Source organism: Serratia sp. LSHTC3 (assembly GCF_057197125.1).
The window spans coordinates 351,378-376,205 of the sequence record NZ_JBXUNP010000001.1 but is presented as its reverse complement, the minus strand read 5'-3'; the positions used below and the strand labels follow the sequence as shown (position 1 = coordinate 376,205).

At 58.9% G+C, this 24,828-nt stretch carries 26 protein-coding genes and 1 tRNA gene; 7 read left to right on the top strand and 20 right to left on the bottom strand.

Annotation, left to right across the window (positions count from 1 at the left end; all coding sequences use genetic code 11):
• Positions 1-18 precede the first annotated feature (18 nt).
• From ccmI to ccmA, 9 genes are all read right to left on the bottom strand, one after another.
• On the bottom strand, positions 19-1,233 hold the full coding sequence (gene ccmI / locus AC2CGI_RS01835; RefSeq protein ID WP_021505591.1) for a c-type cytochrome biogenesis protein CcmI: 1,215 nt from the start codon (positions 1,231-1,233) through the stop codon (positions 19-21).
• Positions 1,233-1,700 carry a cytochrome c-type biogenesis protein gene (locus tag AC2CGI_RS01830; RefSeq protein ID WP_015378622.1) on the bottom strand — a complete coding sequence of 156 codons (468 nt, stop codon included), beginning with the start codon at positions 1,698-1,700 and terminating at the stop codon, positions 1,233-1,235. Before AC2CGI_RS01830 ends, ccmI begins: the two co-directional genes overlap by 1 nt.
• Positions 1,697-2,248 (bottom strand): DsbE family thiol:disulfide interchange protein, encoded by a 552-nt coding sequence (locus AC2CGI_RS01825; protein WP_015378623.1) that lies wholly within the window; start codon positions 2,246-2,248, stop codon positions 1,697-1,699. Before AC2CGI_RS01825 ends, AC2CGI_RS01830 begins: the two co-directional genes overlap by 4 nt.
• Positions 2,245-4,215, bottom strand: coding sequence for a heme lyase CcmF/NrfE family subunit (locus tag AC2CGI_RS01820; RefSeq protein WP_015378624.1), 1,971 nt, complete (start codon positions 4,213-4,215; stop codon positions 2,245-2,247). Before AC2CGI_RS01820 ends, AC2CGI_RS01825 begins: the two co-directional genes overlap by 4 nt.
• Positions 4,212-4,706, bottom strand: coding sequence for a cytochrome c maturation protein CcmE (ccmE, locus tag AC2CGI_RS01815; protein ID WP_076740575.1), 495 nt, complete (start codon positions 4,704-4,706; stop codon positions 4,212-4,214). The genes AC2CGI_RS01820 and ccmE overlap by 4 nt, the downstream gene beginning before the upstream one ends.
• Positions 4,703-4,939 carry a heme exporter protein CcmD gene (gene ccmD, locus AC2CGI_RS01810; RefSeq protein ID WP_004936267.1) on the bottom strand — a complete coding sequence of 79 codons (237 nt, stop codon included), beginning with the start codon at positions 4,937-4,939 and terminating at the stop codon, positions 4,703-4,705. Before ccmD ends, ccmE begins: the two co-directional genes overlap by 4 nt.
• Positions 4,936-5,673, bottom strand: coding sequence for a heme ABC transporter permease (locus tag AC2CGI_RS01805; protein ID WP_004936270.1), 738 nt, complete (start codon positions 5,671-5,673; stop codon positions 4,936-4,938). Before AC2CGI_RS01805 ends, ccmD begins: the two co-directional genes overlap by 4 nt.
• 120 nt (positions 5,674-5,793) lie before the next feature.
• Positions 5,794-6,453, bottom strand: coding sequence for a heme exporter protein CcmB (gene ccmB, locus AC2CGI_RS01800; RefSeq protein WP_076740574.1), 660 nt, complete (start codon positions 6,451-6,453; stop codon positions 5,794-5,796).
• The gene (ccmA, locus tag AC2CGI_RS01795; protein ID WP_004936275.1) at positions 6,453-7,085 is read right to left on the bottom strand and encodes a cytochrome c biogenesis heme-transporting ATPase CcmA; all 633 of its coding nucleotides are present in this window, start codon (positions 7,083-7,085) and stop codon (positions 6,453-6,455) included. The genes ccmB and ccmA overlap by 1 nt, the downstream gene beginning before the upstream one ends.
• Positions 7,086-7,313: 228 nt before the next feature.
• Between ccmA and AC2CGI_RS01790 the strand changes: the two genes are divergently transcribed.
• A complete protein-coding gene (locus AC2CGI_RS01790; protein WP_076740573.1) occupies positions 7,314-8,240 on the top strand; it encodes a formate/nitrite transporter family protein in 927 nt (308 codons plus the stop codon).
• 129 nt (positions 8,241-8,369) lie between these two features.
• Positions 8,370-8,444: transfer RNA gene (locus AC2CGI_RS01785), tRNA-Arg, on the top strand.
• Positions 8,445-8,537: 93 nt separating this feature from the next.
• On the opposite strand, the gene AC2CGI_RS01780 is transcribed toward AC2CGI_RS01785, so the two are convergent.
• The 4 genes from AC2CGI_RS01780 to AC2CGI_RS01765 form a co-directional block, all read right to left on the bottom strand.
• The gene (locus AC2CGI_RS01780; protein WP_242517195.1) at positions 8,538-9,812 is read right to left on the bottom strand and encodes a lactonase family protein; all 1,275 of its coding nucleotides are present in this window, start codon (positions 9,810-9,812) and stop codon (positions 8,538-8,540) included.
• A 20-nt stretch (positions 9,813-9,832) separates the two neighbouring features.
• Complete coding sequence (locus tag AC2CGI_RS01775; RefSeq protein WP_076740571.1) at positions 9,833-10,633, bottom strand: helix-turn-helix domain-containing protein; 801 nt, start codon at positions 10,631-10,633, stop codon at positions 9,833-9,835.
• A gap of 702 nt (positions 10,634-11,335) precedes the next feature.
• Positions 11,336-11,557, bottom strand: coding sequence for a hypothetical protein (locus AC2CGI_RS01770; RefSeq protein ID WP_004936288.1), 222 nt, complete (start codon positions 11,555-11,557; stop codon positions 11,336-11,338).
• A 1-nt stretch (position 11,558) separates the two neighbouring features.
• Positions 11,559-12,530, bottom strand: a complete 972-nt coding sequence (locus tag AC2CGI_RS01765) for a hypothetical protein (protein WP_076740570.1) — start codon at positions 12,528-12,530, stop codon at positions 11,559-11,561.
• A gap of 228 nt (positions 12,531-12,758) precedes the next feature.
• Between AC2CGI_RS01765 and AC2CGI_RS01760 the strand changes: the two genes are divergently transcribed.
• The 3 genes from AC2CGI_RS01760 to dsdC all read left to right on the top strand — a co-directional run bounded on the left by AC2CGI_RS01760 (position 12,759) and on the right by dsdC (position 16,039).
• Complete coding sequence (locus AC2CGI_RS01760) at positions 12,759-14,255, top strand: helix-turn-helix transcriptional regulator (RefSeq protein ID WP_033632462.1); 1,497 nt, start codon at positions 12,759-12,761, stop codon at positions 14,253-14,255.
• A 134-nt stretch (positions 14,256-14,389) separates the two neighbouring features.
• The gene (locus AC2CGI_RS01755) at positions 14,390-14,641 is read left to right on the top strand and encodes a CsbD family protein (RefSeq protein ID WP_004936297.1); all 252 of its coding nucleotides are present in this window, start codon (positions 14,390-14,392) and stop codon (positions 14,639-14,641) included.
• Between the two features lie 468 nt (positions 14,642-15,109).
• The gene (dsdC, locus tag AC2CGI_RS01750; RefSeq protein WP_076740569.1) at positions 15,110-16,039 is read left to right on the top strand and encodes a DNA-binding transcriptional regulator DsdC; all 930 of its coding nucleotides are present in this window, start codon (positions 15,110-15,112) and stop codon (positions 16,037-16,039) included.
• Between the two features lie 11 nt (positions 16,040-16,050).
• Here the strand turns inward: dsdC and AC2CGI_RS01745 are convergent, their stop codons facing one another.
• From AC2CGI_RS01745 to AC2CGI_RS01735, 3 genes are read right to left on the bottom strand one after another with little or no spacing between them, the layout of a single operon-like run.
• Positions 16,051-16,353 (bottom strand): hypothetical protein, encoded by a 303-nt coding sequence (locus AC2CGI_RS01745; RefSeq protein WP_015378633.1) that lies wholly within the window; start codon positions 16,351-16,353, stop codon positions 16,051-16,053.
• Between the two features lie 3 nt (positions 16,354-16,356).
• A complete protein-coding gene (locus tag AC2CGI_RS01740) occupies positions 16,357-17,280 on the bottom strand; it encodes a DMT family transporter (RefSeq protein WP_031300558.1) in 924 nt (307 codons plus the stop codon).
• Positions 17,281-17,326: 46 nt separating this feature from the next.
• The gene (locus AC2CGI_RS01735) at positions 17,327-17,617 is read right to left on the bottom strand and encodes a hypothetical protein (RefSeq protein WP_076740568.1); all 291 of its coding nucleotides are present in this window, start codon (positions 17,615-17,617) and stop codon (positions 17,327-17,329) included.
• Positions 17,618-18,014: 397 nt separating this feature from the next.
• On the opposite strand from AC2CGI_RS01735, the gene AC2CGI_RS01730 reads away from it, so the two are divergent.
• Positions 18,015-19,166 (top strand): porin, encoded by a 1,152-nt coding sequence (locus AC2CGI_RS01730; RefSeq protein ID WP_015378636.1) that lies wholly within the window; start codon positions 18,015-18,017, stop codon positions 19,164-19,166.
• Between the two features lie 57 nt (positions 19,167-19,223).
• Here the strand turns inward: AC2CGI_RS01730 and mltB are convergent, their stop codons facing one another.
• Positions 19,224-20,312: a lytic murein transglycosylase B gene (gene mltB / locus AC2CGI_RS01725; protein ID WP_015378637.1), complete on the bottom strand. Its 1,089-nt coding sequence runs from the start codon at positions 20,310-20,312 to the stop codon at positions 19,224-19,226.
• 285 nt (positions 20,313-20,597) lie between these two features.
• Between mltB and AC2CGI_RS01720 the strand changes: the two genes are divergently transcribed.
• Entirely contained in the window at positions 20,598-21,053 is a 456-nt protein-coding gene (locus tag AC2CGI_RS01720; RefSeq protein WP_076740567.1) for a DUF805 domain-containing protein, read from the top strand.
• Here AC2CGI_RS01720 and pgaD read toward each other — a convergent pair.
• The 3 genes from pgaD to pgaB are packed head-to-tail and all read right to left on the bottom strand — an operon-like array spanning position 21,050 to position 24,824.
• Positions 21,050-21,490 carry a poly-beta-1,6-N-acetyl-D-glucosamine biosynthesis protein PgaD gene (gene pgaD / locus AC2CGI_RS01715; protein WP_015378639.1) on the bottom strand — a complete coding sequence of 147 codons (441 nt, stop codon included), beginning with the start codon at positions 21,488-21,490 and terminating at the stop codon, positions 21,050-21,052. The genes AC2CGI_RS01720 and pgaD overlap by 4 nt on opposite strands.
• On the bottom strand, positions 21,487-22,821 hold the full coding sequence (gene pgaC, locus AC2CGI_RS01710) for a poly-beta-1,6-N-acetyl-D-glucosamine synthase (RefSeq protein WP_015378640.1): 1,335 nt from the start codon (positions 22,819-22,821) through the stop codon (positions 21,487-21,489). The genes pgaD and pgaC overlap by 4 nt, the downstream gene beginning before the upstream one ends.
• A complete protein-coding gene (pgaB, locus tag AC2CGI_RS01705; RefSeq protein WP_015378641.1) occupies positions 22,818-24,824 on the bottom strand; it encodes a poly-beta-1,6-N-acetyl-D-glucosamine N-deacetylase PgaB in 2,007 nt (668 codons plus the stop codon). The genes pgaC and pgaB overlap by 4 nt, the downstream gene beginning before the upstream one ends.
• Positions 24,825-24,828 lie beyond the last annotated feature (4 nt).

Sequence of the window (24,828 nt, the reverse complement as noted above, 5' to 3'; positions counted from 1 at the left end):
ATAAAAACACGTTCGGTCTTATTTTTCAGGGACCTGCTTGTTTATCTGAACGCTAACCTGCTCTTTACCGCTGAATGTCTGCAGCGAGCTTTCGCCGAACCAGTCCCCCGGCTGCGGCGTGGCCAATCCGTCCTGTGAGAGGCGCACACGCACCTGCACCTGATGCTGCGCCGAGAGCAGACGCTCGGGCATCATGGCGTTGCTGTCATCCAGTGAGAAAGACAGCGGAAAACGGCTCAGCGGCAATTGTTTTACCGCGACCGGCACCGGGCTGACGCCGTCGGTGACCGAAATGACCAGCGTCCCCTGCGGCGGCATGGCTTTCGCCGCCTGCGGTGACAGCGCAACGGTCACATTCAGTTTAACATTTTCTCCGCCTGCCTGGGCTTTTGCTTGTGCAATACTGCGCTTTATCACTTCCGCGCGCGGATCGTTGGCCGGCAGCAGCTGCAGCATCACCTGCCAGGCGCCGATCGCCTGCTTGAAATCGCCCTGTTCGAAGGCATTGAACGCCAGCAGGCTCAGCACCCGCGGATCGCCGTGGTTTTCCGCGATCATGCGCCGCAACAGCTGCGCCGCCTGCTTGTTATCCTCCGGATCGTTGGAGCGCGTCAAGACCTCGGCATAGCCGAGCCGCACTTCCAGACTATTCGGATCCAATTGATAAGCATGAGCAAACGCCTGCGTAGCGGTGGTGGCATTATTCAGCGCCATGCCGACGCGCCCCAGCATCATCCAGTCACTGATGTTGCGATCGTCCTGTTGCAGCGCGGTGCGCAGCCCCAGCCCGAGGCGAGCAATCTCTTCCATGCTCAGCGGTTTGGCGCGCTCATTGGCAACGCGCTCGCGCAATTCCGGCATTTGCGCCTGCACCAGACGCCAGTCCAGCACCTGCGCCAGCCCGCCGGTTTTCAGATAAAAGCCAACGGTCACCGCCAGCAGTAACAGCACGCCCGGCACCAGCGCCCAGCGGTTGATCGGCTTCGCCTGCGCCATCTGCTCGGCCGGGATGTCGTTCAACAGGTTCTGTTGCAGCTCTTTGACCAGTTCCGGGCGCTCGGCCACCACGCCCTGCTGCTCATCCTGCTCCAACTCGCTGAGGCGATCCTGATAAAACGCCTTGTTCAGCGCATCGCGCGTGGCGGCGCTCTGCTTGCCGAGGCGCATCGCCGGCACCACCAGCAACGCGGCAGCGCCGGCCAGCAACACGCAAATAATCAGCCAAAAAGCCATTAGGGTTTCTTCCTGTCAGTCTCTTGCAACAGCGCAGCCAGGCGCTGCCGTTCCCGTTCGGAGAATGCATCGTCCACCGCCGCGTCGGGCTTGCGACGGGTGCGCAGGATCACCACTGCCCCGCCGATCAATACGAACAGCAGCGGGCCGATCCACAAGATCAGCGTCGCCGGCGTTACCGGCGGCTCGTAGGTGACGAAGTTGCCATAACGCGCCACCATGTAATCGATGATCTGCTGCTTGCTTTGCCCCTGCATCATCAGCTCGTACACCTTGGTGCGCATGTCGGCGGCGATAATGGCGTTGGAATCGGCAATGCTGTTGTTTTGGCATTTCGGGCAGCGCAGCTGTTCGGTCAACTCGCGATACTGCTGCTCCTGCTCGACGGAGTTGAAGCGATAGGTATCGATCGCCGCGGCGGCGCTCCAGCTCAGCAGCGCGGCGCACAGCAGAACAATCAGCCTCATGCCTCACCCCCGTACTTTTTATACAGCGGCAGCACTTCCTGCTGCCAGACGCGCTCATTCATGTCGCCGGCGTGGCGATAGCGAATAATCCCCTGGCCGTCGATAAGGAAGGTCTCAGGCGCGCCGTACACCCCGAGATCCAACCCCAGCATGCCGTCGCCGTCGTACAGACTGAGGGCGTAGGGATTGCCGAGAGAGTTGAGCCAGGTCACCGCCTTGGCGCGATCGTCTTTGTAGTTCAGGCCGACCACCCGTACGCCGCGCGCCGCCAGCGTATTGAGATACTGATGTTCCGCGCGGCAGGTTGGGCACCAGGTGGCCCAGACGTTGAGCAAGATCGGCTTGCCGTCGCGCAGCACCGCCTGATCGTAGGTTTTGCCCGGCTGATCCAACGATTCCAGCCTGAAGGTCGGCACCGGCTTACCGATCAGCGCCGACTCCAGCATGGTCGGATCTTCGCCGCCCGCGTTGCGCGTGAGCTGCACCATCAGGGCCGCCACCAGCAGCAGGAAGAGCACCAACGGGATAAACAGCAGCTTACGCTTCATGATTGCGCCTCCAGTTTGCCTTCACGCTTGAGCTTTTTGCTCATGCGATAACGCGGGTCGAGAATGCACAGCAGGCCGCCGATCGCCATAAAGACACCGCCGAACCAGATCCAGCGCACGAAGGGTTTGTAATACAGGCGCACCGCCCAGGAACCGTCTTCCAGCTCCTCGCCCAGCGCCGCGTACAGATCGCGGCTGAACCCGCCGTCGATCGCCGCCTCGGTCATCATGCTGCGCGCCACGCTGTAGTAACGTTTCTCCGCGTGCAGCGTCGCCTCCGGCTTGCCGTTGCGCGTGACGTCGATGATGCCGACGCCGCCGCTGTAGTTCGGGCCGCGAATGTCATGCACGTCGCGGAACACGAAGTGATAGTTGTGGATATCCACGCTGTCGCCGGCCTTCATCCGCACGTCGCGCTCCACGCTGTAATTCTGGCTGAAGGCGATGCCGATTACCGTCACCGCCACGCCGAGGTGGCCGAGCACCATGCCCCAGTGGCTGCGAGACAGCTGCCGCAGACCGCGCCAGAAACCGTGGCGGTGGGTGGCGCGCTCATGCAGCTCCATCAGCGTCAGGATGATCACCCACAGCGCCATGATCAGGCCCACCACCGTCATGCCGGCGATGCTGTCCTGCAGCAACCACGGCAGCAGAATCGACAGCACCAGCGTCGCCAGCAGCGCCACGCCGAGGCGGCGCCACAGTTTGCCCGGCTCATCGCGGCGCCAGCGCACCAGCGGCCCGATGCCCAACAGCAGCGCCAGCGGCGCCATCAGCCAGGTGAACATGGTGTTGAAGAACGGCTCGCCGATCGAGATGCTGCCCAGCCCCAGCTGTTTGTGCACCAGCGGCAGCAGCGTGCCCAACAGCACCACCAGCATGGCGGCGATCAGCAGCACGTTGTTGCCCAGCAGGAAGGTCTCGCGCGAGAAGGTCTCGTGCTGCACCCGGCTGCGCACCTGGCCGCCCTTGACCGCGTACAGCAGCAGCGAACCGCCGATGACGATCACCAGATAGGCGAGAATAAACATGCCGCGCGCCGGGTCGGAGGCGAAAGAGTGCACCGAGACCAGCACGCCGGAGCGCACCAGGAAGGTGCCCAGCAGGCACAGCGAGAAAGCGGTGATCGCCAGCAACACCGTCCAGGCTTTGAACGTGCCGCGTTTCTCGGTCACCGCCAGCGAATGCATCAGCGCGGTGCCGGCCAGCCACGGCATAAAGGAGGCGTTCTCCACCGGATCCCAGAACCACCAGCCGCCCCAGCCCAGCTCATAGTAGGCCCAGGCCGATCCGAGCACGATGCCCAGCGTGAGGAACACCCAGGCGGCGGTGGTCCACGGGCGTGACCAGCGCGCCCAGGCGGTGTCGAGCCGGCCGGCCATCAGCGAGGCGATGGCGAACGCGAAGGCGACCGAGAAGCCGACATAGCCCATGTACAGCAGCGGCGGGTGGAAGATCAGGCCGATATCCTGCAGCAGCGGGTTGAGATCGCTGCCGTCGATCGGGAAGTTCGGCAGCGTGCGGGTGAACGGATTGGAGGTCATGATGATGAACAGCAGGAAACCGGCGGTGATCATGCCCATCACCGACAACACCCGCGCCACCGCATCCTGCGGCATCGCCCGGCTGCACAACGCCACCGCCAGCGACCAGCAGCTCAGCAGCAGCACCCACAGCAGCAGCGAACCTTCATGCGCCCCCCAGGTGGCGGCGATGCGGTAATACACCGGCAGTTGGGTATTGGAGTTGGTGGCCACGTAGGCGACGGTAAAATCGTTGACCACGAAAGCATGCACCAGGCACAGGAACGCCAGCGCAATCGCCGCGAACATGCCATAGGTCAGCGGCCGAGCCACCGCCATCATGCGGCTGTCCTGGCGCGCCGCGCCCCACTGCGGGTAAATACTCAGCAGCAGCGCGATCGCCAGCGCCAGGCACAGCAGAAAACTGCCCAGTTCCGGCATCATGACTTGGCGCCCTCAGCCTTCGGCGCGTTATACGCTTCCGCCGGCCCTTTGTGATTCTCTTTCATCGCGTCGGCCACTTCCGGCGGGGTGTATTTCTCGTCGTGCTTGGCCAGCACTTCGCGCGCATTGACCACGTTGCCCTCGCCCAGCACCCCTTGCGCCACCACGCCCTGCCCTTCACGGAACAGATCCGGCAGAATGCCGGTGTAGGTTACGCCGATCGCGCCACGCGCGTCGTAAATCTTGAAGCTGACCTGCAGCGTATTGGGATCGCGTTTCACCGAGCCGGGCATCACCATGCCGCCGATGCGCAGCCGTTGGCCGACCTCGGGCTTCTCGTGGTTTTCGCCCTTGCCCTGCAGGATTTCCCCCGGGGTATAGAACAGATCGATGTTGGAGCGCAGCGCGTACAGCATCAGGGTTGCGGTCAGCGCGATGCCGATCAGCACAACGATCGCCAGATAAAGGCGGCTTTTACGACGTGGATTCACAATGATTTCTCCCGCGGTGCGGCGGATTTTTGTTTTGACTGTTGCGCATGGCGAATGCGCCGTTCGCGCGCCTGACGGCGGCCGATCTCGGCGAGCAACTGCCGCCGCTGCCAGACGGTGTGCGCCACCAGCCCCAACAGCGAAATCAGCGTGGCGGCGACCGCCAGCCAGACATAAAAGGCATAACCGCCCATGGCGAAAAACGCCGACCAGGAATCGAATGCGGCATTCATGACTGACGCTCCTTATTCACCAGCCCGGCGACCCACGGGCGCTGGCGCTCCTGGAACAGGATCAGATTGCGCAGGCGCATCAGCGTCAGCGTGACGAACAACAGCAGGTAGCCGAGGATTGCCCAGCGCAGCGGGGTGCGCATGCTTGGCGCGATGGATTGCTGCATATTGGTCGAACCCTGATGCAACGTATTCCACCATTCGACGGAGAAATGGATGATCGGGATATTCACTACGCCCACCAGCACCAGAATGCCGGCGGCGCGGCCCGCCAGGCGGCGGTCTTCGAAGGCGTTATACAGCGCGATGACGCCCATATAGAGGAACAGCAGCACCAGCTCGGAGGTCAGCCGCGCGTCCCATACCCACCAGGTGCCCCACATCGGCTTGCCCCAGGCGGAGCCGGTCACCAGCGCGATAAAGGTGAACACCGCGCCGATCGGCGCCATCGCCGCCACCACGGTATCGGACATTTTCATCTGCCACACCAGGCCGATAAACGCCGCCACCGCCATCGAGGCGTAGATGCCCATCGACCACATGGCCGCCGGCACGTGAATATAAATGATGCGGAAGCTGTCGCCCTGTTGATAATCCTTCGGCGCGAAGCCAAAGCCCCATGCCCAGCCAAGCAGCAGGCAGGCCGCCGCCGCCAGTCCCAGCCAGGGGATAAAGCGGCCGCAGACGTGATACAGCCGTTCAGGCCGCGCCAGTTGATGTAACCATTTCCACATTGTCGTCAGTGCTCACGGTAATTTTTATGCGTCGGCCGCTCCGAGCGTTCGAAACGGCGAAAATCTTCTGCGGGGTACGCTCTTGTCGGCCTTGCCCCGTCTGTTCATTCAATTTGTTAGCTAGTGCACGCTCACTCGCAGCGCCGCTGCGGCGGCAAACGGCGCCAATGTCACGCTGCCCGCCAGCATCGCGCCGAGTATCGCCAGGTAACCATCAATCGGCATGCCCATCGCGGCGGCGTCGATCGCGCCGGTGGCGAAGATCAGCTCCGGGATATACAGCGGCAGCACCAGCAGGCTGAGCAGCACGCCCCCTTTGCGCAGGCCGACGGTCAGACCCACGCCGATAGCGCCGATCAGGCTCAGCGTCGGCGTGCCGAGCAGCAGCGTCCCCGCCACCGCCAGCCAGGTTTGCATATTAAGCGACAGCAGCAGCGCCACCAGCGGCGACAGGATCAGCAGCGGCAATCCCGTCACAACCCAGTGAGCACACACTTTGCCCAGCACCGTCATCGGCAGCGGCGTCGGCAGCAGCAACAGCTGCTCCAGCGAACCGTCGAGAAAGTCGTCGCGAAACAGTCGCTCCAGCGACAGCAGCGAGGCCAGCAGCGCCGCCACCCACACGATGCCCGGCGCAATGCGCGCCAGCAGCTGCGGTTCAGGGCCAATCCCCAGCGGGAACAGCGTGATCACAATCAGGAAAAACCACAGCGGGTTGACGATCTCCGACCCTTTACGGCAGGCGATCTTCAATTCGCGACGCACCAGAGTCAAAAACATCACAAACTCCCCGCGTCGTGTTCCGCCAAACGAATTTTGCCCACCGTTTGGCTGACGCCGGCCAAATCCTGATGGGTGGTCAACAATACCATGCCGCCCCGCTGCGCATGTTGTTCAAAAAGGCTAATCAACTCGGCCACGCCCTGTTTATCGATTGCCGTCAACGGTTCATCGAGGATCCACAGCGGCGCCGCGCTGAGCCACAATCGCGCCAGCGCCACCCGTCGCTGCTGCCCGGCGGAAAGCTGCGCCACCGGCAGATCTTCGTAGCCCACCAACCCCACCTGCTCCAGCGCGCGCCAGATGGCCTGCTGCTCAGCCGCGCCGCGCACCGCCTGATAAAACTGCAGATTTTCGAAGGGTGTCAATACGGCTTTGATGCCCGGTTGATGGCCGATAAACAGCAAATCTTGCTGATACGCCGCGCGATCGCGCAGCGTGTTGCGCCCGCGCCAGCACACCTCACCGCCGTCCGGCCGCGCCAGACCGGCGAGGATGCGCAGCAAACTGGTCTTGCCCGCGCCGTTCGGCCCTTCTACCTGAATGATATCGCCCGGCTGAACTGAAAAGCTTAGTTCGCTAAACAGGATGCGCTCATCGCGCACGCAACTCAGACTTTTGGCTTCCAGCATCGGGGAACTCATATTTTTCTTTGGGATAGCGAATCATAGCATAAGCCTTTCCCCACACGCAGCCTGCGGCGGGCGCGCCGGGGGCCAATATGGCGAGCAGGATCAAGAATGCGCGGAAAAAAGCGGCGGATTTTAACTCTTGTTACCTTTTTCTGTATTTCGCCGCATTTAGGCCGGGCAACTACGCTTAATGACGTGACCTCACCCTTATTGAGCAGGAGCGACAGCATGAACGAACAGCAACGCCAGGAGCATGAGCAGGATGAAACGATGCGGGTAGAGAGTGAAGAGCAGGAACAGGGCAAGCGCGAAATCGAAGTCAGGGAAGAGAATCTGCCGTCGCGCGCGGCGGCGGTGCATGAACAGATCCGGATGGAAGGCGAAAAAGAGCTGGAGCGCGACGGGCTGGCGCTGCTGTGGTCGGCGATCGCCGCCGGGCTGTCGATGGGCGCCTCGCTGGCGGCAAAAGGCATTTTCCACGCCCGCTTGCCGGACGATCCCAGCCGCTTTTTCATTGAGAACCTCGGCTACACCTTCGGTTTTATCATTGTCATTATGGCGCGCCAGCAGCTGTTTACCGAAAACACCGTCACGGCGGTGTTGCCAATCATGCATAAGCCCACGCCGCGCAACCTGCTGATCCTGCTGCGTCTGTGGGGCGTGGTGCTGCTCGGCAATCTGATCGGCACCGCGCTGGCGGCGCTGGCGTTTACCCATATGCCGCTGTTCGATGCCGAAACGCGCCGCGCCTTCATCAGCCTGGGTGAAGAGGTGATGCGCCATACGCCGGGAGAAATGTTCGCCAACGGCATCCTGGCCGGCTGGATCATCGCCACCATGGTATGGATGTTCCCGGCCGCCGGCGCGGCGAAAATCTGGGTGATCGTGTTGATGACCTACCTGGTGGCGATTTGCGATTTGACGCATATCGTGGTCGGCTCGGTGGAGATCCTCTATCTGGTGTTCAACGGCGCGATTGGGTGGCAGGAATTCGTCTATCCGTTCGCCCTGCCGACGCTGGCGGGCAACATCATCGGCGGCACCTTTATCTTTGCGCTGATAAGCCACGCGCAAATCCGCAACGATTTGAGCGCCAAAAATAAGGCGGCGCGCGTGCAAGAGGAAAAACGGCGCCACGGCGGGGAAAAACCGTGATCGCCGTCGGTTAGCCGAGGAAATTTCGGCGCGAACTGGCGAGGTATTGAGCAAACGCGCCGCTAAGCGCTTATTCTGCGGGTAAAAAAAGGTATAATGCCCCGGCAGCTTCGGTTGCCGGTCCGCAGCGTCCCCGTAGTTAAACGGATATAACAAGCCCCTCCTAAGGGCTAGTTACTGGTTCGATTCCAGTCGGGGACGCCATTATTTATTATCAAGCCATTCCCCATCATTGGCACCCGCAATCCCCCTTCTCCACGCCTCAGACCCGATTTCCCCCGCGCGTTATGATCGGCGTTAATTGAAAAATTTAATATCCGTCGGCGTAGCAATCGTCGCCGCCTCGCCTCTGGCCTTCAACTCACCCGTCTCATCATCGAAATCGAACAGCGTAACGGTATTGGTGAACACATTCGTGACATAAAGATGGTTGCCGGTGGCATCGAAAGCGAGCGCACGCGGTTCAATGCCGCCAGCCTCATAGCGCGTCGTCTCCCCTGGCAGCCCATCCCCACCAATTTTTAATACCAGCAAATGGTTATCGGCACCGCGATTGGTGGCAATAAGATATCTGCCGCTCGGGCTGAGGATAATGGCTCCGCCGCTTTTCGCCTCCGCTGAATCCTGCGCGCCGTTCAGTTTCACTTTCCCTTGTTGCGTCAATCGATGGTCGCTGACGGTAAACACCTCGATTTCACCCGCCATTTCGGTGATGACATAGGCATACTCACCTTTCGGCGAGAACACCATGTGTCTTGGGCCGGCGCCTGGCGCAAAGCTGACATCGCGCGATGCGTCCGCCTGCAGCGGCTGTGCGCTATCCGAGCGATAGCGATAGGCGTGCAGCTTGTCCCCGCCGAGATCCGCCGCATACAGATATTTACCATCGCGGCTGAAGGTGGTTGAGTGCGCATGGCCCCCTTCCTGACGCCCCTGCACGGCGCCAGAACCTGATATAAACGGATAATGCTGCACCCGTTCACCCAGTTTGCCGTCACTGCCAATTGGCAATACCGTCATCCCCGCGCCGCCTTTGGCGACGGAGTAGTTGGCGACAAACAGAAACTTGTCATCCGGGCTGAGGGTGGCATGCGTCGGCTGCTGGCCCGCACTGCTCACCGTATTCAGCACCCGCACGCTGCCAGCTTCGTCTATTGCCAAGGCGGTCACCGTTCCCGCGTTTTCCTCATTGGTGGCATAGGCGAAGCGGCCATCGCGAGATTTTACGATCCACGATGGGCTGTTCATTTTAACCACGTCGAGCAGCGTTAACGTGCCGTCGCCATTAACCGCCAGGCGATAGAGCCCTTCACTGGGTCTTGCCGGTTTCTGCACCGCAGGCGCATTCGGAATATGGGTCCAGGTACCGACTAACGCTATTTGCTGATGTTCCCGATTATTGGCCATCGCATTTCCTGAAAACATGAGAGAAATTAACACCGCAGTTAATTGAATGGCTTGCCGGCCTGAGCCGGCAACGATTGTTCGACCAAGTTCAGACAATATAGAAGGTAGCATAAAGCGAGCTGGATGGCGCTTATTAATCGAGTCGAGAGTTTTTTCTCTATTCATGATGTCTTCTTGCCTCATCACTATGTCACAGGAATAAGTATATCGACATTGACAACCTTGCCATTTAGATCCTCTTGCCTATATAACTCTATAAAAAAACTCTCCCGCATTTTGACATTGATGGCAGGCAGATAAGCGTCATACATTACATCGAAAAAGTCAATATATTCTGAAAACGCCCCCGTAAAGGGGATGACAATATATTTACCCATAGGGATATAGAAGTTAAAGATGGAATGAAAAACCTCTTGCCCCTTGCTGTTGGAATGCCATTTATTACTCCTGTTCTTTTCCACATTACATGCCCCCCGCTGCTTGCTTAACCATTTCTCATTGGTCTGTGCAATGTCGCCGGCATCTCTGAATTTTCTTATAGAATGAAAAATCAGTGATTTGTAATGCTTTAACATCTCAATGTCATCCGGCATGACCGTGTGGTAGAAGTAGGGTTTCTTATCGTTGCCATACGGCGGGATCTGCGTGGAAAAATCCCATCCGCGGCTGTTTCTAAAGCTGTTGGGCGTTTCGCCAAAGAAACGTTTGAATGCCCGCGTGTAACATTGCTGAGAGGCAAACCCGGATGCCAGGGCGACATCCAATATGTTCCCTTGGTGCTGTTTAAGCAGAATAGCAGAGCGACTCAGTTTTCTATTCCTTATATAAGTCCCTAGCGTTATACCAAAATAATGCTTAAACAGCCGTTGCAAATGCCATTTAGAGTAACCTGATATAATGGAAACCTTTTCAACTGTCAGCCCCTCGACAATATTCTTTTCCATATACTCCAACACCTGCAAAAGAATATCTTTTCTGTAATCCATATGTGCTCCTTGCTTTTATAAGATTCTCGTCCTTTTTATTAAAATCGTTAACCAACCAAACCAAGTCATTAAGATTAATCCTAAAAAAAACCAGCCTGTCAATTCATTTTTTTCGGCATAGGAAAAACTATCGCATAAATAACTGAAAATGATCATGTTATATAAATCTCTCCGCAAGAAACCCATAAAACAAAATCAACTCGCGTAAAGTGCACTCATCAAAGATGCACTTGCCACACCAGGCAGAATCACACTTTTTGCTAATTGTTTTACCTTAAAGTGTTTTTTACAGCCAGATTGCATGGCCGAATAGGAATTTCATCATCACAAATGAAAACGCATTTTATATGCTTGGCCCGCCGATAAAACGCACTGCGAAAGAGATATAAAGTATGACCGACAGTAAAAGAAGACGGGAGGGATAAGCTCAAGGCTGAACATCGGTCTCAATAATCTCGCGTCGCAATAGCGCGTTTCTTTTTTATCGTTCCTGCGCAGAGAAAACGGATATTTTAACAAACCTTGCTCGATGCCCTGTTTTACAAACCACGCCCATTGGGAACCCTGCCTACTCCCATGAATCGCCCATCTCTCCCCCGGTAAAATGCCGAGCCGACTCGCCCGCGCCTTGTTGTCAGAACGGCCTGCGGCCGCAAACAAAAAGCCCAGCACGCGAGGCTGGGCTTTTCATTAACGGCCTGATTAATCAGCCAGGTTGTCGATCTCTGCGGACCTGTGCTTGCGCAACAGGTACAGCAGCAAAGATACCCGCCGCTCGGTGCGTTCCGGGGTATCCGGCGGCAGGTTGTAGCGCAAGGTATAACGCTCGTTGTTCTCGTTGCAGAAATCGATGACGAGCACGGGAGCAGAGGCCCCCGCTACTTTTCGATAATTCAGCGAGATGCACGACAGGTTTTTTTTCATCTCAACTTACCGCGACAGTGCGGCGGGTTGATTCGGCAATCCGCCCCACGCCGGCGCTCAACGCAGCGCCCAACAGCAGCACCAACAGCGAACCCCACGCGGCGCGAGACAGCTGTTTGGCCGCTTCATCGGCCGCTTCACGCGCTTTCTGCTCGGCCTCGGCCTTGAGTTTTTCCACCTTCTGCGCCGCCTGCTGGTAAGCCTGGGCGTAGTTATCGACGATTTGGCTCGCTTCATCGCGGCTCTTGCCGGTGCGTGCCGCAACGATATTCACCAGCGCGTCCTTATCGGCGGCGCTCAACGCCGGCTCACCGGACTGCTTGACGCGCTCGAACCACTGCTTAAGCTCGGTGGCGGACTGCGCCGGATCGGCCGCGGCATCCACGGCCGACTGTTTGCCGTCGGCGGCCGCCCGATTGGCTCTCTGCTCCAACCGAGCAGGATCCAGCTCCGGCTTACCGCTCTGCTTAAGGGTGGCGTTCAACTGATTTTCCAGGCTTCCCCAGTCAAGGCTGATGCCCTTTTTATCCAGCCGTTGCTTGAGGCCTTCGCCTACGTTTGGCGCTGCCGCCGCCAGGCCGCTGCCTGCCAGCGAAAGCCCTTTACCCACCGCGCTTCCCGCCAGCCCCACTACGCCGCTCGCCAATGAAACCATCAGCCAGGTGGTCAACAAGGTGGTGATCGCCCAGCTCAGCAAGCCATGCAAGCCGCCGCGATTCGGTGCGGAGCGGCCGGCGACGAACGCGCCTGCGGCCAGCGATGCCAACGTTGAAACCAGCAGCCAGATCCCGGTGCCGGTGCCAAAGCCGCTCAGCGGGTTGCCCTTTTGCATCATATCCACAGCCTGGGCACCAATAGCCGTGCCCAGCACGCTGAAGGTCAGATAAGTCACCAGCGCCACGGCACTCCCGGCCAATATCGAGCCCCATGACACCTGAAACGCTAAGCGATTTGATTCATAGACAGTGGTCATCGTTGTTCCTTATATTTTCTGGACAAGTGATTGCACGCACGGCGGGTAACCGCGCAGACAAATTCAGTCTGCCGCGCGGCGTCGTCGGCCGTCCCGGTTCATTTGCATTAGAATGCCTGGTGCATTCACACCCTGCGAATACGCACGTTATGCACTAAGCTGCTCAGCGAATAGCGTAACCCGCGGCCGCCTTAAGAGGCCGCCCCCCTTCTGTCTAGCGGAGAACACATGAGCCAATCCGTTTTGGCCAGCGAAACCCACAGCGGCCACCTGCAGCAAATCATCTCCGGCTTGTCCGACGGCGTGATCCTGACGGATACCGATCAAACCTTGCTATGGGCCAACGAGGCCGCGTTGACCATGCATGGCGTGAGTCATCAGAAAGCTCTGGGGGCCAATGCCGGCGAATACGCGGCGCGTTTTGCCCTGCGCTATCGCAACAATCATCCGCTGGTTTTGGAACAGTACCCGCTGAACCGGGTTGCCGAAGGCGAAACCTTCACCGATGTGGTGGTGGAGGTTCGGCAGGTCGACGATCCGGACAGCTTCTGGGTGCACCGCCTGCGGAGCCTGATTATCACCGATGCGCAGGGGCAACCGGAGCTGCTGGCACTGATCCTGAGCGACGCGACGGAGTGGGCCAGCGCCGAACAGCGCTTTGAAAAAACCTTCAACGCCAATCCGGCACCGGCAGTCATTTGTCGGCTAAGCGACCTGCGTTACGTCAAGGTCAACCAGGGGTTCCTTGATATGACCGGTTACCAACGTGAACAGGTCATGGGGCGTTCGGTTTATGAACTCGACGTTTTGGAACAGGCGGAGCACAAAGAACTGGCCGTTCAGCGCCTGGGGGAAGGCGCTACCATTCCGCAGATGGAGGCCGAGCTGAAGCTGCCCGGCGGCGGAAGCAAGCTGGTGGTGGTTGCCGGCCAACCCTTGGATATCAATGAAGACGACTGCATGCTATTCACGTTTACCGATCTCGAACCCCGGCGCCAGGCAGAATCGGCGCTGCGAGAAAGTGAAGAACGGTTTGCCAAGGCATTTCGCCTGAGCCCGGTGCCGACGTTGTTATGTACCGCGCACGAGCGGCGCGTGCTGGATGTCAACGAAGCCTTCACCCGCACCACCGAGTACGACGCCGAAGACTTGATCGGCAAGACGGTCGGAGAGATCCCGTTTATTGACGATCCGGAGGCGAACCGCCGTTTGTTTGCCGCCCTGGAAAAAAGCGGCAACGTCGAAGGGCTGGACATCCGGGTGCGCAAGAAAGGGAGCGAGTCGATTGACTGTGTGGCCTCGGCGGATGCCGTCAGCATCCACAATGCGCCCTGTTATCTGCTGGTGCTCATGGACATTACCGAACGCAAACGCTCGGAGCTGGAGCTGGTAAGCGCCATCGAAGAAGTGATGCAGGACGCCTCCTGGTTCAGCCAAACCCTGATCGAAAAATTGGCCAACGTGAAAAGCATCAATCGGCCCGACCAGGCTGGATTTACCGCCAGCGATCTCACGCCGCGCGAGCGCGATGTGCTGGAATTGATTTGCGAGGGGCTGCCGGACAAGAAAATCGCGGCGCGTCTCAATCTGGCGCTCAACACCATCCGCAACCATGTCGCGACGGTCTATTCCAAACTCGGCGTGCATAGCCGCAGCGAAGCCATCGTCTGGGCCAGAGAACGCGGGCTGTTTACCGGTGGGCTGGCCTTCAGGAATGGCAAGTAGCCTGCAAATGCACTACCCAAACCGATGCAAACGCCCCTTATAGGCCAAAAGTGAAGTGCATAACATGGCGGTGCAAATGCAGGCTTCCGTCCTGTGCGGAAGCCAAACGGATCGAACCTTAGGAGCGCATCACAATGAACAGCGAAAAAGCCAATGGCATGATGGAAAAAGTGGCGGGCAAGGCGCAGGAAATCGCGGGCGACGTCACCGGCAACGAACGTTTGCAGGCCGAAGGCGCCGCGCGCCAGGCAGCGGGCGTGCTGCAAGAAAAATACGGCGATGCCCTGAGCTGCGCCGGCAACATGATGAAGAAAAACCCCCTCGCCGCATTGGCCCTCATTGCCGGCGCAGGCCTGTTGACCGGCCTGCTGCTGCGCCGCCGTTGATACTCGCCGACGAACAAACCGCTTTTCCCTGAATGCCGCGCCCGGTGGGTAACCACCGGGCGCGGTTCTATCGGCCTAAGGGGGGCGCAGTATTATCGATTGATGCCTCCACTCGCTTGCCGCTGGGATTAACGCGTATTCTGTGTCGCCATGCGACGAATTATTGCGGCGAAACCGTTATATCACGCAGGGAACATGAGCCTTTATCGTTCAGGCTGCCGCACACCGTCTTTACTCGCTGCTTATACGGCACGTCTTTTTATTATATTCGTCCTATTGCAGATTATCATCACCCTCTCACTCAACGCGCCCACCGCCTGTTATTTCCGGTTGTTATGCAAGCCAGTTAATTTCCCTGCAACATAACGATATTTCTCAGCGTAAAAACTGAATATATCAATCAGTCTGGGTTTATCCTCCGCGCCATTAAATGTTAATATTGCCGTATTATGCGCATGGAGAAATAGCATGTTCCCCAGTAAAAAACATTCGCAGCGGGCGACCCCGCTGACCAGCTATCAATTTTCCCGGCTGCATACTTTCGAATGCGTCGCCCGTCATTTATCTTTTGCGCTGGCGGCGCAAGAATTGTCGATCACCCCCAGCGCCGTGAGCCACCGTATTAATTTGCTCGAAAAGGAATTGGGTTTTCTGCTATTCCAACGCTTTCATCGCCGGATTACGCTGACGCCGGAGGGCGAGCGCATGCAATGGGCGCTGGACAGTTCCTTCAACACCTTGAATCAAGAAATTCTGGACATCAAAAATCGCGAGTTGACGGGGACCTTGACCCTCTACTCGCACCCATCCCTGGTGCAATGTCTGCTGCTGCCGCGCATCGGCGACTTTATCGCCCAGCACCCCACCATTCACCTCAATATTCTGACCGGGCAGGAAATCATCAACCTGGCCAACCGCGGCGTGGATCTGGCGATGTACTTCGGCAAACTGCCCTCGGGGCGGCATCTGGACGAAGCCTTTATGCAGGAATCAATGGTGCCGATCTGCACGCCGCAGTACGCCGCCACGCATAACCTGTACGATGCGCCGGAAAACCTGGCCCTCTGCACGCTGCTGCACGATCGCTACAACTCCGGCGAAGATGAGTGGCAAACCTGGTCGCAACACTTTGCGCTGGGGCTGGATACCGACAGTAAAAGCATGGAGTTCGACCGTTCCGATCTTGCAGTGCTGGCCGCGACGCGACACCTTGGCGTCGCCATGGGGCGGCTCAATCTGGTGCAGGACTGGATCAAAAGCGGCGAACTGATCATTCCGTTCACCGACATGACCGTGCCCTGCGAGCACTGCTATTTTACCTCGACCATCTCCGAGCGGCAGTGGCCGAAGATCCTCGCGTTTAAGCAGTGGATCATGAAAATCGCCCCTCTGGTCTGATGGCCAGAGGATTATCGCCATACTTTGGGGGAATAAGAAAAATGCAGCGCGCAGGCGTAGAGCCGGCCGGCCTTTGAATAAGAGATATTTTTGCGGTTTTTATCCCAGGTCAGCAGAGAATTATTGGCAAAATAATAAACCTCCAATTGCATCCCATTAGCCAACCTCGACCAACCTCGGCTTCTTATCACGGTAAAATCACCGTTATCGCTGAGCGTAATCAGCGGCACGCCCCAGGCATAGCGGGATATTTGCAGCTGAATAATGAATTGGCTTTCGCAGCTTATTTGGTAGTTCTGTACATCAACATCCATAATTTATATTTTTGGTGCCACCCTTCGGTCAACATAAATAAGATATGAACAACTCACTACGACTAACCCCAGTACGATCAACACAGCACCCAATACAAATTCAATTTGCAACGGTTCGCCGAGAATGACGGCCCCCGCCAGGATGCCGAATACTGGCGTCATAAAGGTGAGAATGCCCAGCGAGGAAGCCTGATAACGGCGCAACAATGAAAACCAGATCAGGTAGCTGAAAAACGACACGATCACCGTTTGGAACAACAGGCTGCTCCACGCCACGGGGCTCAGGACGACGTGCAAATTGTCCGTAGCCAGCGCCAGCAGCGACAGCAGCACACAGGCGCCCGTCAACTGGAACAGCAGCGTCTGTTTGGCCGGGCACTCCGCCAGGCGCGTGGTACGGATCACCAGGGTAGAACCGCCCCAGGCGATCCCCGCCAGCAGGCCATAGAAATCGCCTTTCAGCCGATCGGCCCCGCCGCTGCCCTCGGCCATGCCCGATATGGCCAGCACCACACCGCCAAAGGCGATGAGCATGCCCAGCCACTGCACCGGCGACAGACGCTCCTGACGATTCAGGAAATGCAGGCCAAGGGCAGAAAACAGCGGCGCGGTGTACAAAAACACCGCCATATGCGAGGCGCTGGTATAGCGCAGCCCTTCGGAGACAAAAAAGAACTCCAGCGCGAACAATGCCCCTACGCTCAGACCGGCGCTCAGCGTGGCGCGATCCCAGGTGAAACACTCGCCGCGGCAACGCGCCAACAGGTATACCCCCAGCGCGGCGAGACCCGAACGAATGGCAATTTGCAGCACCGCCGACACATCCGCCTCGGCAGCCTTGATCGCCACCTGCTGCATTCCCCAGATGGCGCAAAGCATCACCATGGCGGCGGCAGCTCTGCCGTCAATACCGATTCTTGCATTCATAATAGGGTTCTCGTCGCCGTTGAAATAATAACAGGCTGCCGTCGCGTTATTCTTTATACACCACGATTTCCTGATAAAGTTTAATAACCTCGCCGTCGCTGTCGACGGAGTCGGTATATTCAGTTTGCTGCGCTAAATGAATCACCTTCCATCCTTTGCGCGCCAGTTCCGGGATCGTCAGGCGCCCCACGCCGCGGCAGGAAAACAGGGTGTCGTCAGACAACCTGAGCTTACTAACCTCTGCATAATCATAAGCTTGAGAATTACAAACGTGCGATTCCGCCGCCATCGCCGGTAATGAAAACAGCCCCACCAACAACATTAACAGATTCCTCATGGCGACCTCCCAATCGCTTATTCCTGCCGACCGATTACGCAGAAAGCGGCTAACGTTAATACGGCGGTGACAGGCTTTAATTAATTATCTCTTGCACGGATAAAATTACAGGCTGACGCCGATGACTGACAAATGAAAAATATAAACCTTGGCGTTAGATGAATTCATCCGAATCGAAAGGCATGAAAAGCGGCCCTTTTCACCGCACGAAATGGTCAAAAACCGGCCAATAATTAGCAAGAAAAGTAATTATTTATTTTACCGTTTATGTTACAAATGCCGCCCGCCGCTAAAATACCAAAAAAACCGTCAAAATGCGTGAAAACGCAGCGTTCTGCGCAAAACATCGGCATGGCGGCGCTGATGGGGGCGGTCATACATAAAACAGGGATAACACATGGCAATGAAATTGCGCGTATTGACTCAAGCGGTGGCGCTGGGTCTGGCGATCGGCAGCGCGTCGTTCGCCGCTCAGGCGGAAATCACCCTGCTGAAGCAGGATCCGCAGGCTGGCGATCCGCTCAGCCGCCTGAACTTCACCGTTGGCGGCAGTATCCGTCCGCAGTTCAACAACATGACGGGCGACGGTGACAAGGGCTCCTACAAGCGTAACGGCTTCGACGGCGGCACCCGCTTCCGTTTCGCGGCGGACTACTACCTGTTCGACGATATCAGCTGGATCAGCTACTACGAGCTGGGCGTGAACATTCCGGCGCTGTTCGACTGGGATCACCACTATGCCGACGGCGCGAGAAACACCAGCCGCCGCATGCTGTACACCGGCCTGAAAAGCAACACCTGGGGCCAGATGACCTTCGGTCAACAGAACAGCGTTTATTATGACGTGGTGGGTGCCAAAACCGATATCTGGGACTACGACATGCTGGCCCAGGCACCGGGCAACGGCATCAACGGTGACTACGACGGCTCTTACCGCTCACGCAAAATGCTGAAGTACAAGAACCGCTTCGGCGATGCGGACGTTTACGCTTCGTACCTGTTCAGCGACAGCGACTATCTGCCGGGCAACGGCCTGCGCTACAAGCGCAAAGGCGGCGGCTCACTGGGCGTGGATTACCACATTACGCCGGATTTGACCTGGGGCACCGCCTGGAACTACACCCGCGCCGAAATGCGCAATCCGTCCACCAGCGGCAGCAAGAGCTATGACCAGAACATTTTCGGTACCGCCATCAGTTGGAAACCGGACAACTGGACCCTCACCTTCGGCGGCGGTTACTACAACGACTTCCTGACCACCAAGAAAGCCGACATCAATAATTACTTCGCCGGCGACGCATGGGGTATCGAATACCTGGCCGGTTATACCGTGCCGGTTGGCCAGTACGCGGTGAAATCGGTGATGCCGTACTTCATGGGCGACCGCCTGGAATACATCACCGGCCGCAACTACCAGCGCATCGACAACGGCCTCGGGGTTACCGTGCAGTTTGACTACGGTTTCCGCGTTGACGTGGAGCACGTGCTGACATCGAGCACCGACAACCTCGGCGATATGACCGTGGTGCGCCTGCGCTACGATTTCTGATTGCTCAGAACGCAAAAAAGGCCGCGCAAGCGGCCTTTTTCGTTTATTGACGCAGCGTCAGAAGCCGCCGCGCGCCGAGCGCCCGACCGCCTCGCCCAGCTGCCATACCGCCATGGCGTAATGGGTGCTGTGGTTATAGCGGGTGATGACGTAGAAGTTCGGCAGGCCATACCAATACTGGTAGCCGGTGCCGATGTCCAGCCGCAGCAGGCTGGCTTCCTGATTATCGCCGAGCGAGCCCTGCGGGCTTAGGCCGGCTTCCGCCAGCGCGGCAACCGAGTAGCGCGTCTTGAAGCCGTTTTCCAGCCCCGGTGCCTGGCCGTTGGCCTGAATGGCGACCGGTTCGCCTTTGGACCAGCCGTGCGCCTTGAAGTAATTGGCCACGCTGCCGATGGCATCGACCGGATCCCACAGGTTGATATGCCCATCGCCGTTGAAGTCGACCGCATAGCTTTTGAAGGAAGAAGGCATGAACTGCCCATAGCCCATCGCGCCGGCAAAGGAGCCGCGCAGTTCGAGCGGATCGTCGCCTTCGGTGCGCGACATCAGCAGGAAGGTTTCCAGCTCACCGGCGAAGTAATCGGCGCGGCGCGGGTAGTTGAAGGCCAACGTCGCCAGCGCGTCGATAATGCGGGTTTTACCCATTACGCGGCCCCAGCGGGTCTCCACGCCGATAATCCCCACGATGATCTCCGGCGGCACGCCGTACACCTGCCAGGCGCGCTGCAGCGCATCCTGATATTGATTCCAGAACACCACGCCGTTCTGCACGTTATCCGGGGTGATGAACTTGTTGCGGTAGCGCAGCCAGGAACCGTTCGGCCCGGTTGGGCCCTGGGTAGACGGCGTCGGCGCCTGCCTGTCCATCAGCCGCAGCACCGAATCCAAACGCCGTGCCTGCGCCAGCACGTCGTGCAGCTGCTGCCGATCAAAGCCGTGTTCCTGCACCATCTTATCGATAAAGCGCGCGGTATTCGGGTTATTGGCGAAATCCCCCCCCAGCGGCGCGCCGCTGTGCGCCGGGCTCAGCAAAAAGCCGCCCTTTACCGGGGTGCTCTGCGGCGTAGCGGTGGTACTGGGTTTCGGCGTGCTGCTACAGGCAGCAAGCAAGGTAATCAGCGGTAAAAGCGCAACCAGGTGACGCATCGGATATCCATATAGCCATGCAAGAGATAAGTGGGAGTTATGTTAATGCATTGTTCAACGCGAACAAACAGGATTATGCCGCCAATTACCGCGCCAGGTAGCCAAACGTGCCAAATTGTGACGTTTTGCACGGTGAAGGGACGCCCGATGCGGCCGCGTGGAATCTCAACCGCAACTAAATGAGAAAAATTATCACCTTGACGCCCGCATTTACCCCGATAAAATGCCCGGCTGCTTGCCATCCGGCCACCGCCGGGCGGTCAATGATTACGACAACGGATTGTGATGGACTCTCTCGGACAACTCGCCAAAGACCTTTATCGTGGGCGCATCTCGCGCAAACCCTTTGTTTTTTCGCTGGCGATCTTCGCCGTTGGCATCGTGCTACTGTCGTTTCTGTCGACCTATCTGGATAAAAACCATTTTCGCGCCCATGCGCACGGCGATACCGAGGAATTCGTCTCGGTGCTGCTGTATCTGCTGTGCATCATGGTGTGGGCGCTGTTCTGTTTTGGCCTGGTGGCGTGGTTTATGGCCAAAACCGCGTTTCGGCTCAACGATATCGGCCTGCCCGGTTGGGCGCTGGCCGTGGCGTGCTATGTGTGTTCGGTGCTGAACAATTACTCTCCCGGCCCGGTGGCGAGCTGGCTGCCGCTGTTCAGTCTGGCGGGGATGATCTGCGCCCTGCTGTTGCCGCCCGACGGGCTGCGCCGCAAGCCGGACGGCAACGCTGACGATTAACGCAGCTGCACCACCTTGTTCGCTGCCGGTTCGGCCGCCGTCAGCCTGCCGCTAACCTGGCTGATACCGCCGCCGCTGTTGTGGGACACCACGGCGATCGGCAAACGCCGCAACTGCCGGGTCAGCTCCGGCGTGATATAGCCGATGTGGGTGTTCTGTTGCTGTTTCCGCCAGCGGTCGGCCGCCCTGCGACGGGAGAAATACTGGTTGTATTTGGCCCAGGCGATCAGAGTGACGGCATTGAACAACGCCACAATGATATACAGCGAGATCACTTCCAGCAGCGACAGGGCGGAGCCCACCCCGTGCTGATCCATCACCGACATCAGGCCGCGGCTGAACAGATAAAGAAAGCCGCACCAGGCGAAAAGCGTCAGCAGGCTGTCTACCACGCGCGGCAGCAGGCCGCGCTCGGAATAAATCAGGACGTCCGTCATTCTTTGATCCTCCCAATGCCCCGGTCGGGGCTTATCCAGCGCGCACGCCCGCGCCGAGCTTTCAACATCACTTTGGAAAACGCCACCAGCGTGGTCAGCAAGCTGAGCAGCCAATACACCAGCGGATACCAGATGATCCAGAACAACGAGCGGCCAAAGCCCTTCTCATAGCGCTTCTCCAGCAGCAGACTGACGGTGAACTGCAGCAAGCACACCACGCCCAGCACCAGGCCGGTAAACGCCGGCGTCAGCAGCGAGTGAATGCGGATGCCCTCCGGCAGCGGTATCGCCAGTCCAACCAGAAAAATCAGCACGCTGACCAGGTAAGTGAACGCCCACAGCGTGGAGAGGCAATACTCGGCGAACAGCAGCCACATATGCCGGTGCTCCCAGGCCCACAGGTTGCGCAGATTCTTTAAAAACACCTCGGCGCCGCCCTGCGCCCAGCGCAGGCGCTGCTTCCATAGCCCGCGCAAGGTCTCCGGCATCAGGATCCAGCACAGCGCTCGCGGTTCGAAGAAGATAGCCCAGTGCTTCAGCTGCAGCTTCCAGCTGATGTCGATGTCTTCGGTGATCATGTCCTGACTCCAGTAACCGACATCGGTAAGCGCTTGCTTACGAAACGCCGCGACCACGCCGGAGATGGTGAACAGGCGGCCATAAACGCGCTGCGTGCGCTTGATAAGGCCGATGATCGACGAAAACTCACCGACCTGGATGCGGCCGATCAGCGTGGAGCGCGTGCGGATGCGCGGATTGCCGGTCACCGCGCCGACATGCGGATTGGCCAACAGCGGCGCCACCAAATAGGCTGCCGCATCGCGATCCAGCAGCGCATCGCCGTCGATGCACACCAGATACTCGCTGCGCGCCGCCGCTGCGCCCGCCTGCAGTGCAATCGCCTTGCCCTGATTTTGCGCCAGATGGATCACTCGCAGCCGGGGGAACTCCAGCGTCAACTGGTCCAACACCTCGGCGGTGTCATCGCTGGAGCCGTCGTTGATGGCGATCACTTCGATATTGTCATAGCGCTGCGCCATCGCCGCCGAAATGGTTTCACGCGCGTTCAACCCTTCGTTGAAACAGGGGATCAGCACGCTGATCGACGGGTTGCCCGGCAGCGCCGGCGCGGGCATGTCCGGGCTCCAGCGCCAATGCCGCTCGCGATGCAGCCAGAAATAGATGCCGCCGGCGATCCAGATGCCGGACATGAACAACGGCCAGAAGAACACGAAGTTGAGCAGCATTTCGCCGGTAAACAGCAGGACGATGCCGAAAGGCACGCTCAACACCAGACACAGGATAAATAAGGCAATTAAACGATCTGTCATGGCAGTGGGAACCAGGCTGAGGACAACACCGGGCGAACGGCGTCCAGCTTAGGCCGATCGTCGAGGAAGTTGTCGGGGTAATAACCAAAGCTCTGAGCGCCATTGCGCTGCAGGCGACGCATCCATTCGGCCAGCAGTTGACCGTCATCCAGGCTGATTCGGCGCTCCTTGCGCCAGTCGACAGCCTGCAACTCAAACACCGTTTTATCGAGCGCGCCGGGGTAAGCGGCCACTTTGCCCACCAGTTGATCCAGCCAGCGGCCGCTGTCGGCGCGCGGCACGTTTTCCATCAGCGGCATCGCCATCGGCGCTACCCAGTCGTAGGCCTGCAGGAAATCCGCTAAATTCTGGCCGAACCAGGCTTCACTGGCGGGATCGAGTACCGGCATCGCATAAATATTGCGCGCGGTTTGCACCTGCGGACCGCGGATCGCCCGCACCCGTTCGGCCAGCGACTGGGTAAAGTCGATCAGCGCCCGGCTCTTGAAGCGCGTCCAGCGCGCCATCGCCTGCGGATCCTGACGAATCGCCGCCACCGAATCGGCGAAACCGGCCTGGCGATAGGCCGCAACGGCTTCGGGGCCGGCATCTTCGAAGTCCGACAGCAGCGCATCGTCGTGGAACAGGATCCCTTTGAAAGTGGCGTGGGCCGCCAGATCCTCGTAGATCTCACCGATGCGCTGGCGCGCCACCGGACTGAACGGCGACAGGCGACGATACTGCTTGTCGTCTACCGACAGCTGCCCGCTTTGCGGATCGAGGCGCTGCACGCGCGGCACGTCAGACCCCAGCTCGAACGCCAGCACCGGCATCCAGGCATACACGGCCACGCCGGTGCGCGACGAGAGCTGCCAGGAGACCCGGTTGAACAGGTCGGCCTTCATCGGCAGCCAGCGGTTGGGGAAATAGAGCTCGCGCACGTTGCCGTCGCCTTTTGGATCGGCGAACGCCTGCAGGAAAACGGTATTGATGCGCAGGTCGTAGATGCGCTGGATCAGCTTGTCGAGATTTTTGGCCTGCTGCTGCGGATCGGGATCGTAGAGGTAGTCGAGATCGACGTGCGCCACCCGCATGATCTGTCGGTTCTGTATCTGCGTCAGCTGCTGGGCGAAGCTCGTCAGCGACGGATTGCCGGCCACCAGCATGCGCGGCACGTTCTCAGGCGCGTTGACGTCTCCCAGCCCGTTCTCCAGCGTCAGCGCCATGCGGTAACCGTGCTTGCGCGCGATATCCAGCGCCACGCCGCCGGCCGCACCGTACGGCCAGACCCACACGCGCGGCGCCTTACCGGTGGCAGCGGTGATGCGCCGGGTGATCAACGCCACGTCCTTCTCGATGCGTTGGCGGTATTCCGTCTCGCTTTCATAGCGGCCCTGCTTGGCGTCGTACAGCCGATTGGCGACCGCCGGTTCGGTATTGCCCTGCGGGTTGGCGATGCCGCCATAATGCGAGGCGTAGGTATGCGCGCCGATCTCCACCAGCCCGGAGTCCGACACTTCCCGCACCTGCTGCCAGGTGAGGAAGCGATCGCGCGGCGTCATCAGGCCGCCGAAATCGACCGGCTTGTCGGCCGGCGCATCCAGCCAAACGCCGACCGGCGCCAGCACCGCCGGCCAGTTGTAGGCCTTCAGCAACGGGAATACCCGGCTGTAGAAGCTGCGGTAGCCGTCGTCGAAAGTCAGCAGCACCGCCTTGTTAGGCAACGCCGGGCCGCCGTTCTGCGCCTGCAGGATCTGTTCGACCGAAACCGGCTGATAGCCGTTTTGCTTCAGCCAGGCGAACTGTTCGTTAAGCGCGCTGGTGCGCACCGACATGTAGCGCTGGTCCGCCGCGCCGTCTTCCACGTCGTGATACGCCAGCACCGCGTAGCGGTTGGCCGGCCACGGGCGTTCCATTGGCCCCACGGATCGCTCCGCCGGCGGCGTGAAGCGCGGTACGTCCGCCTGACTGCAGGCGGTGGTCAGCAACGCGGCCAGCACTAAAAGCGAGGATCGAATAAGCATGATG